Source organism: Streptomyces sp. SID5910, assembly GCF_009862125.1.
Lineage (GTDB): Bacteria > Actinomycetota > Actinomycetes > Streptomycetales > Streptomycetaceae > Streptomyces.
This window is the reverse complement of the sequence record NZ_WWHX01000673.1, coordinates 1-9856: the sequence shown is the minus strand read 5'-3', so window position 1 is coordinate 9856 and position 9856 is coordinate 1. Positions and strand designations below refer to the sequence as shown.

Here is a 9856-nt window from a genome sequence, read left to right as displayed (position 1 = left end):
CCGTCGCCGAGCGGCCGGAACACCCGCGCCGGGACCCGCGGATCACCGGCCTCGGCCAGCAGCGCGGCCAGCGGCGGCCGGACCGTGCCCTCCCCGGCGCCGGGCAGCAGTGCCTCGTACACCTGGACGGCGGCGTCGAGATCGCTGCGGTCGCCCAGCAGCAGATGCCGGTCCAGGAGCAGCCGGGCCAGGAACTCGGCACACCGGTCCGCCAGGGCGGAGCGCTCCGCGCCGGTGGCCTCCAGTGCCGTACGGGCCTGCCGGACCAGGGCGACGGCGGTGGTCAGGTCGTGCTCGTCGCGTTCCCGCAGCCACTGGTGGTAGTGCAGCAGGGCACGCGCTGCGGCCTGCACCGGACCGTCGGCCGGGGAGTCGCCGCCGAGCAGTTCGGCGACCCGCCCGGTCGGCAGGGCGAACGGGTCGGGGGAGCCGTCGCCGAGGAGGACGGCCGCCGCGAGATCGAGCGCCGGCGGGGGCTCGACGGCCCACTCCCCGACGGGCCCTACGGCGGCACGGGGGACGGCGGCCTCGGTGCGCGTGATCTCCGTCCACGTCCACGCGGGCCCCTTCCCGGCGGCACCGATGCGTGCCGAACCGGGGTGCGCGGTGCCCTGCCCGGCGGGGCCGGACCGGTCGCGAGCCGGCCGGACCGGCTCCGTGCCGGTGGCCGGTCGGGTCCCACCGTTCCCAGGGAAACCCTCGAAGAGCCTGCGGACCAGCTCCCGGGCGTCGCCCGCCGCCTCCGCCAGCAGCGCGCCGTTCAGCGGGCCGCGCATCGGCGACCCGTGCGGCAGCAGGTCGAGGGCATGCCGCAGGTCGCGCCAGGTCGCCGCCCGCTCCTCCGGACCGACCGGCCCCGCCTGCGCGGCACGCAGCCCGAGCGCGCCGGCGAAGGCCAGCATCACCGCCCGCAGGGCCTGCGCTTCCGGCTCGACCCGGACGGCGGCCGAGCGCAGCCGGCGTGCCCAGTCCAGGGACTCGGCGGCGGGCGGCAGTTCGCCGGGGGAGCGCAGGACGTCGACCATCATGCCGACGAGCACGTACACCGGCTCCTTCTCCAGCGTCTCCGGGTCCAGCATCGACGCGAGCAACTGGAGGTCGTCCTCGACCTGCGCGAAGCCGCTCACGTCCGGGAGCACGGGACCGCCGGGCTCGTCGCGCGCCAGGGTGAACGGCTCGGTGTACCAGACCTGGTACAGCAGACTGCCGAGGAACGCCCCGTGCAGCTCGTCGTCGCGCAGCGCGCTGCGCGCGGGCAGCCGTTCCATGGCCACCCGCAGATACCGCAGCGCCTCCCGCAGCAGCGGGCGCCGCGGCTCGGGCAGCCGGCAGGCGAAGTCCAGCATCAGCGCCGAGCCCAGGAGGGCGCAGGCGCCCAGCCGCAGTTCGTCGTCGTGCGGGTAGAGGCCGGCGCCGGTCCGCAGCAGGTCGATGGCCTCCCGCAGGTCGGCCACCGCCTTCGGCGCGATGCGTTCGACGGCCAGTGCCGGATCGGTGCGGCCGGTGGCGACGGCGACGTTGCTCAGCGCGTAGGAATGCTGCCGGGCCCGGTCGATCGCCCGCTCGGTGAGGGTGGTCCCCGCCTTGAGGACCATCTCGGCCCGGTCCGTGTCGTCGGGGCCGATCACGGCGGTCAGCTGCCGGACGCGGGCGACGAGCCGGTCGATGCCGTCGTCGTCGAGCACCCGCTCGGACAGGTCCAGCCATCGCAGGTTGACGATCGTGGTCAGGCAGGCGAGGAACTCCTCGCTCGGCGACCCCGGTTCCGTGCCGGCCGCGGCCGCGGGGTCGGCGGCGGCGCCCCAGCGGCCGGACAGCACCTCCTCGACCAGGGTGACCGCCTCGGCCCGGTCCTCGGCCGGCAGAGGATCCCCGGGGCGCTGCGCGGCGCGGTTCTCCTCGGACCGCTCGGCGAGCACCAGGCCCAGCCGTCGCCGTGTGTCGAGGGCGGCCTCCCGGCCCAGCGCGGGATGGGCGAGCGTCCCGCGGAACCACTCGACGGCGGTGCCGTGGGCGTACGCGGAGGAGGAGAGGATGATCATGAAGTCGCAGATCTCGCAGCCGAGTTCCGCGGCGTCGGCACCGTCGGGACCGTCGTCGGCGATGTGCGGGCGCAGCACCTCCAGCAGACCGGCGACCTCGGTCTCCAGGCCGGCCGGGTCCGGTCCGGTGCCGTTCTCGACCCGGTCGCTCAGCTCCAGGTAGGACAGGAGGGCCAGGTCGAAGGCGACGGCCGGCTCCAGCGCGGGGTCGAGGTCGTCCGCGTCCAGCGCCGTGCGCAGCAGGCCGACGGCGGCCCGCCGGTCCGCCAGCCGCTCGGGGGTGGCGTGCTCCGGTCCACGGCAGCGGCCGGACAGGACCAGGCCCAGGACGGCCCGGCAGCGGGTGGGTTCGGGGGCCAGGCGGCTGTCCGGTCCCTCCAGCACGGAGCCGAGGAGTTCGACGGCCCGGTCGGCGTCGGCCGCCCGCGCCTCGCGGGACTCACCCTCGTAGGAGCGGGCGGCGAGGTCGAAGGCCAGGTCGCAGACGACGGTGACGAGGTCGGCCCGGATCGCCTCCCCCGCGGACCCGGGGCCGGCGTCGGGTACGGCCTCGGCCTCGGCGGCGGTCAGCGCACGCAGCGCGTCGAGCCGCTCGATCACGGCGTCGAGGCTCCGCGGCCCCTGTTCGCACGCGTGCCGCAGCCGCGCCGCCCACACGCCGGTCTCCAGCAGGGACGCCCGTTCGCGGGCGTCGGCCGTGGACGCGAGCAGCGCCGTCAGCCGCCGCTCCGCCTCGTCCAGCTCGGCCGGGACCGGGCCGGGTGCCTCCCCGGCGGCCCGCAGGGCCTCCTCGGCCCGTTCGAGCAGTCCGGTGCAGCGCAGGGCCTCGATGTCGCGGCTCGTCCCGGCGATCTTTCCGACCTCGTTCAGAGCATGGACGTATTCCTGGGAACGATCTTTGAAACCCTTGTCGTCTGCGCGCACGAAAGCCCCCTGGCCGTGTCGCGGAAATGGGCCGGGCCGAACTTCTCGCTCCCGTACCGGAATTGCCGGACCGGATCGTAACTCACTAGCGTACGCTCGCATCCGGATCGCGGGAGGGGCGTATGGAAGAGTACGAACAAGAACTCATCGCGGAACTGGTGGCGGAACCGCAGACCTTACGAGAAAAGCTTCGTCCGGAAGACCTGGAGAAACTCGACGTCCTGCTCGACCTGCTCGCCGAGGGCGGCGACGAACACCGGGCCAGGGGGATCACCCAGCTCGTCGCCGACCATCTGCGCCGGGCCCTGCCCGACGACGGGCGCTCGGCGGCCGAACGCCGCTTCACGGTACTCGCCGACCGGCCGCCGCACGAGGCGCTGCTGGCCCACTTCACCTTCGCCGGGACCGGCGCGGACGCGGGACCGGAGGCGGGCCTGCTCCCGGCCCGCGACCGCATCCTGGAGGAGCCCGCGCTCACCGCCGACGAGCTGCGGGACGTCTTCGGCGTCGAACCGGCGGAGCCCGAACTGATCAGGCTCCGCCCGCGCGAGGGCGTGGAGGTGCTGCCCGCCTTCCAGTTCGACGAGGAGGGGCGGCCGCGCCCGCTGGTGCTCACCGTCAACGGACTCCTCGGCGCGGCCGGCGATCCCTGGGGCGTGGCCGACTGGTGGCTCGGACCCAACCTGTGGCTGGACGCCGTCCCGGCCACGCTGCTCGGCGCCGGCCTGGACGAACAACTACTGGCCGCGGCGCGCGCGGTGGGGGAGGACGACTGACATGGCTCGTGGCGCGAGACTGCCGGAGAAGGGCGCGGCGAGGCCGCGTGCGATCACCTGGCGGGCGGGCAAGGAGCTGTACCGGGTGCACTCGCACGGCCGTGCCGCCGACTGCTTCAACATGACCGAGCAGGACCACCACTTCGGCGGCGGCCGCTTCGACAGCACCGCCAACGACGCCTACTCGTACCTGTACGCGGCGCCCAAGGAGGTCACCGCGCTGGTCGAACGGCTGGTGCGCGGCCTGCGCTTCGACGCCCTGGGCAGCCCGCGGTTCCTGCCCCACGAGGAGGTGGCCGGCAAACGGCTCTCCCGGATCAGGCTCGCCAGGGACGTCAGGCTCGTCTCCCTGCGCAGCATCACCGACCTCAACGCGGTGCAGCAGAGCGACGGCTGGCTGGTCCGCTCCGACGCCACGGAGTACGCCTTCACCCGCCGCTGGGGGCACTGGCTGCGGGCCGAGGCGGACTGGGCGGACGGGTTCGTGTGGCGCTCCCGGCTGGACGAGCCGAACGAGTCCCTGGTGCTGTTCGGCGACAGCGAGGACAGCGACCTCGTCGAGGCCACCGGAGAGCCGCCGCTGCTCCTTGACACCCCGGACGGCCTGCGCCGGCTGCGCCGCATGCTGACGAAGTACCGCGTGGAGATCGGACCGGCGGGAAATGCGGCGTCCTGGTCCTGAAACCGCCGGGCCCTGGTCATTTCCCGGGCGTTTTCCGGTCGCGTTCAGGTAATTCGGCGAGGGAGAGGCGGCCGCGTTCTTTTCGCGACTGCTTCTCCCGCCCTTTTCGGTGACACTCCGGGGCTGCTTTTCCTCCCGGGGGTGTTCAGTCGGCGACCACGACGCCGAGTGCCCCGCTCCAGACCGTCGGCGGGCATCGCCGGGCCAGCCGGTCGGCGCCCACCTGACGACACCCGCCTGACGAGGCCCGACGGCGCGTTCGGTGAACTCGCAACGGAATCAGGCCAGTTGTGGCCGAGGAGTGGTGTGTAGGGCCGGTTCGGCGCCGGGGTGGGCTGTACGATCATCACCGCACAAAGCACCCCGACCCCGACAGCACCGACGCGCCGTGGTGCTGCGCGGCGGCCACCACAGAGCGGAGAGAACGTGAACATCGCCTTCGTCACGGTCACCATCATCGGCGCGGTATTCAACGGGGCCGCCGCCGTCACCTACCTGATCGGCCACGAGTACCCCAAGACCCAGGCGGACATGAAGGGTATCCCCCGGAAGTACGTACCGGTCCTGGGGTCCCTGCTGGCGGCGGGCACCGTGGGGCTGCTGGCCGGGCTCGCCGTGCCGGTGCTGGGGACGCTCGCCGCCTGCGGGCTCATCCTGTACTTCATCGGCGCGATCATCGCCCACCTGCGGGTCGGCTCCCGCGACATCGTGGGCGGGATCGTCTTCCTGATCACCGCCGTGGCCGTCCTCACCCTGGGCCTGCTCGACCACGGCGCCTGGTGATCCCCGGGGCCTACAGACCGGCCTCCAGACGGCGGGACAGCTCGACCCGGCGGGTCTTCAGCGTGGCGGTGCGCGGCAGTTCGGCCAGCGGGATCTGCACCGGGTCAGCCAGCTGCGGGTACGCGGCCGTGGCTCCGCGCCAGCGGTCCGGGTCCAGGGGCTCGTCGCCGTGGGTGCAGACCACCGGGACCGCGCTGGAGCCGGGGCCCGGCACCACGACGACCTCGGCGAGCTCCGCCAGCTCGTCCAGCAGGGCGTCCTCGATCTCCAGGTTGCTGCCCACCCCGGGGATCGTGTCGAACTCGCGGTCGAGCATGTGCAGGCAGCCGAACGAGGTGCGGTAGCCGACGTCCCCGGTGCGCCACCAGCCGTCGTGCACATTGGCGTCGTAGCGCTCCTGCTCGCCGTGGTACGTCTTCGCCAGCCCGTCCCAGCGGACCTCGATGAAACCGGGGTTCTCCTGCGAGGGGCGCCGGCCGTCCCGGCTCACCAGCCGCACCCGGGCGCTGCCCGGCAGGGGGTAGCCCACGCAGCGGCCGTCCATCTTGTGCGCGAACCGGCGGTAGTACGGCCGGCCCGCCGCCGGACCGACCTCGCTCTGCCCGTAGATCTGGAAGAACTGCGCCCGCTGGTCGGAGGCGTGCAGCAGCCGGCGCACCGTTCTCGGGTGGATCGCGTCGAAGGTGCTGCTGAAGTACTTCACCGACGCGAACGGGCGGCGCGCGTCGTCGGCCAGCTCCTCCCACACCAGGAAGGAGTTGGGCAGCGCCTCGATCAGCCAGGGGCGGCGCTCGGCGAAGAACGAGGCGATCGCGTCCGGGCTGCCGTCCTTCACCAGCAGCGCCGGCATCCCCTGGAGCAGGCACAGCGACATCGCCGCGAACGTCCGGGAGTGACCGAAGGGGATGTGGATCGCGACCGTCCCCCGCTTCCTCATCAGCCCCAGCAGGAACAGCTGCGGGCGCAGCCGGGAGCGCATCGTCCGCGGCGTGTGCACGACCAGCTTGGGCAGCCCCGTCGTCCCGGAGGTGTGCGTGATCATGGCCGGCTCGTCCAGGCCGCGCAGCACCGGCCGCACCGGCACCGAGCCGTCCAGCCCGGCGAGCGCGACCGCGCCCGGACCGGCGTCGCCCACCCCGATCACCCCCCGGGTCAGCCCGGCCAGGTCCACGCCGTCCTCGGTCAGCGAGCGCAGCTTGGGCCCGTCGGTGACCAGGTGCGGACGCTCCAGCCGGGCCATCAGGGCGGCCAGCGACTCGGAGTCCAGGTGCTGCGAGAGCATGACCGGGACCGCGCCGACCCGCTCCACCGCCGTCGCCAGCAGCCACAGGTCGAAGTTGGGCGCCTTGCAGATCACCACATGACCGCCCCGGCGCACTCCGGCGCCGGCGAGCCGGTTCGCGATGTCCGCGACGTGGTCCGCGAGTTGACGTACCGTCAGGCTGCGGCCTGCCTCCGGCAGCACGTCGAGGTCGTGGTCGAGGACGAGCGGCATGCGGCCCCGGACGCGCGCGGCCAGCTCCGGTACGACCCCGAGGTAGAGGCCGCGCCTGTGTATCGACGTGGCGGCCGGCGCGCGGCGCGGCCGGTGACTCAGCTTGTTCAGCAACGTGCTTCCCATGAGGTCTGTCTCCCTGTGCGTCCTGCTGAGCGGGGGTGAGGGGCCGAGCGGCGGTGCGGGTGGCGTGCGGGCCGGGGCTGGGGCGGCGTCAGCGGTCGCGGTAGGCGACCATGTCGGCCAGTTCCTCCAGGCGCAGACGCCAGTGCCGCGGCAGACCGGCGTCCGCCAGAGCCGTACGGGCGTCGGCGACCAGGGCGTCGATGCGCTCCTCCACCTCCGCGCCCACCCCGGAGGCGAGCAGGGCGGCACGGAGCTCGGCCGGGTCCCAGTCCGCGTGGCGGCTGTCCTCGACCAGCCGGGCGACCCGCGGATCCCTGGCCGCGGCCAGCGCGATCAGCAGGGTCATCTTGTGCTCTTCGAGGTCCAGGCCGGTCGGCTTGCCGGTCACCGTCGCGTCACCGAACGCGTCGAGCAGGTCGTCCCGCAGCTGGAACGCCTCGCCGGCCGCGACCCCGTACGCCTCGAAGACCCCGTGCAGACCGGGGCGTCCGGCGATGGCCGCGCCGAGGGCGAGCGGGCGGTGGATGGTGTAGCGGCCGGACTTGCAGACCGCGACCCAGCGGGCCAGGTCCGGGTCCGGCTCCACCTCGGCGGCCAGGGCGACGTCCAGCTGCTGCCCGATGATCATCTCCGTGACCAGCTCGTGCCACAGCCGCGCCGCCGCGCCGGTCAGCCCGGCCGCGAGCCGGTTCGCGTAGCTGAGCGCCAGGTCACCGGCGAGCAGGGCGACGGCCTCCCCGTACCGGCGGGACTCCCCGGCCCAGGCACGCCGCGCGTGGAGGTCCGTGTACGCGGCGTGGACGGTCGGGGCGCCGCGCCGGGTGGGGGAGTTGTCCATGATGTCGTCGTGGATGAGCGCGAACGCGTGCAGCAACTCCAGCGCCGCCGCCGCGTCCACGACGGCGTCCTCGTCCACGACCGTGTCCTCGTCCGCAGCGGCGCCGCCTGCCGCCAGGAAGCCGGTGACGCAGAACAGAGGACGCAGCCGCTTGCCGCCCGCCGCCACCAGCTCCGCGACGGCCGCCACCGGCACCGCCACCCGCGCGTCCACGGCACTCCAGCGCGCCTCCTCGGCGCTCAGCAGCTCCGCGATCCGCCGGTCGACGCGGTCCAGCAGCTTGCCGCAGGTCTCCTCGTCGGCGTGAGCGTCGGCGCGCTTCGGCGGCGCGCCCGCACCGTCTGACGTCCCCGCCTCCTCCAGCTCCGGCGGCAGCCGGAACGCCACGTTCTCGGTGGCCGTCACCTCCGTCTCGACGTCCCCGAAGCCCAGGTCCGCCAGCCGGCGCAGTGCCCGTTCCACCAGCGCCTCGGGCGCGCTGGCACCCGCCGTGAGGCCCACGGTGCCCACGCCCTCCAGCCAGGCGGCGTCGATCAGATCCGGGTCGGGCACCAGCCGGGCGTCGGCGCCCGCGGCCCGGGCGACCTCCACCAGCCGCACCGAGTTGCTGGAGTTGGCCGAGCCGACGACCAGGACCAGGTCGCTGCGGCCCGCGATGGCCTTCACCGCTTTCTGCCGGTTCTGGCTGGCGTAGCAGATGTCGGCACTGCCGGGACCGGTCAGCCCCGGGATCCGCTCCTCCAGGACGGCCACGATCTCGGCGGTGTCGTCCACCGACAGCGTGGTCTGCGTGAGATACGCGGCGCTGGTACCCGGTGCGAGGTCGAGCCGCCCGGCCTCCGCCACGCTGCCGACGACGACGGTGCGCTCCGGGGCCTCCCCGTACGTGCCCTCGATCTCCTCGTGGCCGACGTGCCCGACGAGGATCAGCGTGTCCTTGTCCCGGGCGAACCGGACGACCTCCTGGTGGACCTTGGCCACCAGCGGGCACGTCGCGTCGATCACCGTGAGGCCGCGGTGCCGGGCGTTGTCGCGGACCCGCGGGGACACCCCGTGAGCGGAGAAGACGCACACGGCACCGGCCGGCACCTCCTCCTCCGAGTCGACGAAACGGGCGCCCTTGCCCTCCAGGTCCCGCACGACGTGTTCGTTGTGCACGATCTGCTTGCGCACGTACACGGGGGCGCCGTGCACCTGGAGCGCGCGTTCCACCGTCTCGATGGCCCGGTGCACTCCCGCGCAGGCTCCCCGGGGCTCGGCCAGCAGAACTCGATGCGGGGCGGACGGCATGATTTCCCCCTCGGGATGGATTCTGGAATTCCGTATGGACGCATCCGTCCCGACGGTGATCGACGGGCCGTGAAACGCATCCTCGGCGCCGTCCCTTGCCGGGGAATACGCGGCGGATTGGCCTCCGCTTGGCGGCAAGCAGACGCCAATCCCGGACCCAGTGGGCCCCAAGTCGCCGCTGGCATTCTGACGTCTCCGGTTCCCCGGAATTCCCGTCCTTCCGCCTCCCCATTTCCTCCGAGAGAGCGACATCAGCATGAGCGGTCTCATCGTCCCGCCCGGCCAGGGCCGGAAACTCGTCACGAAAGCGCAGGACGTCACCTTCAAGGTCACGGCCGCGGACGGCTCCTCGTCCTCCGTGTTCGAGGTGGTCGTGCCGCCGGGCTTCGACGTCGGCGCGCACACCCACAGCCACTCCCAGGAGTTCTTCTACGTCCTGGAAGGCGAGTTGGAGCTGTTCGCCTTCGAACCCACCGAGCGGACCCCGGACACCTGGCACGGCTGGGAGTCCCCGGCCGGCGACCGCGCCGCCCGGGCGGTCACCGGAAGCTGCATGTTCGTGCCACCCGGCACCCCGCACGCCTTCCGCAACCCCACGGACACCCCGGCCCGCATGCTCTTCCAGAGCTCGCCCTCACCGGACCACGAGCGCTACTTCGAGGAGATCGTCGAGATCTTCGCCGCCGGCCGGACGGTGGACTCCGAGGCCGTGGAGCGGATGCGCAAGCGCTACGACGTCCAGCAGATCACCCCGCTCCGCTTCACCCCGCCCGCCCCGGCCCCGGCCGGGCGGACCGCGGCATGACCAGTGACGACCCGACAAGAGACCCAGAGCTGAGGGGCGACCTCCGATGACCGTGACGACCACGGACAGCATTCCGCTCGTGCACGCGAGCCTCA

6 protein-coding genes and 1 pseudogene are annotated in these 9856 nt (G+C 73.5%); 4 read left to right on the top strand and 3 right to left on the bottom strand.

The features are described from left to right. Positions 1–2966: pseudogene (locus GTW67_RS23610) on the bottom strand (CHAT domain-containing protein); the annotation flags it as partial. Positions 2967–3088: 122 nt separating this feature from the next. Between GTW67_RS23610 and GTW67_RS23605 the strand changes: the two are divergent. The 3 genes from GTW67_RS23605 to GTW67_RS23595 all read left to right on the top strand — a co-directional run bounded on the left by GTW67_RS23605 (position 3089) and on the right by GTW67_RS23595 (position 5207). Then, positions 3089–3742 (top strand): DUF3168 domain-containing protein, encoded by a 654-nt coding sequence (locus tag GTW67_RS23605; RefSeq protein WP_161166808.1) that lies wholly within the window; start codon positions 3089–3091, stop codon positions 3740–3742. Position 3743: 1 nt separating this feature from the next. Further along, complete coding sequence (locus GTW67_RS23600) at positions 3744–4424, top strand: RES family NAD+ phosphorylase (RefSeq protein ID WP_161166807.1); 681 nt, start codon at positions 3744–3746, stop codon at positions 4422–4424. Between the two features lie 426 nt (positions 4425–4850). Continuing rightward, on the top strand, positions 4851–5207 hold the full coding sequence (locus GTW67_RS23595) for a DoxX family protein (RefSeq protein ID WP_161166806.1): 357 nt from the start codon (positions 4851–4853) through the stop codon (positions 5205–5207). 10 nt (positions 5208–5217) lie between these two features. Here the strand turns inward: GTW67_RS23595 and GTW67_RS23590 are convergent, their stop codons facing one another. Further along, entirely contained in the window at positions 5218–6828 is a 1611-nt protein-coding gene (locus tag GTW67_RS23590) for an AMP-binding protein (protein ID WP_161166805.1), read from the bottom strand. An 88-nt stretch (positions 6829–6916) separates the two neighbouring features. Further along, on the bottom strand, positions 6917–8956 hold the full coding sequence (gene ispH / locus GTW67_RS23585) for a 4-hydroxy-3-methylbut-2-enyl diphosphate reductase (RefSeq protein ID WP_161166804.1): 2040 nt from the start codon (positions 8954–8956) through the stop codon (positions 6917–6919). A gap of 256 nt (positions 8957–9212) precedes the next feature. On the opposite strand from ispH, the gene GTW67_RS23580 reads away from it, so the two are divergent. Continuing rightward, entirely contained in the window at positions 9213–9761 is a 549-nt protein-coding gene (locus tag GTW67_RS23580) for a cupin domain-containing protein (RefSeq protein WP_161166803.1), read from the top strand. Positions 9762–9856: the final 95 nt, after the last annotated feature.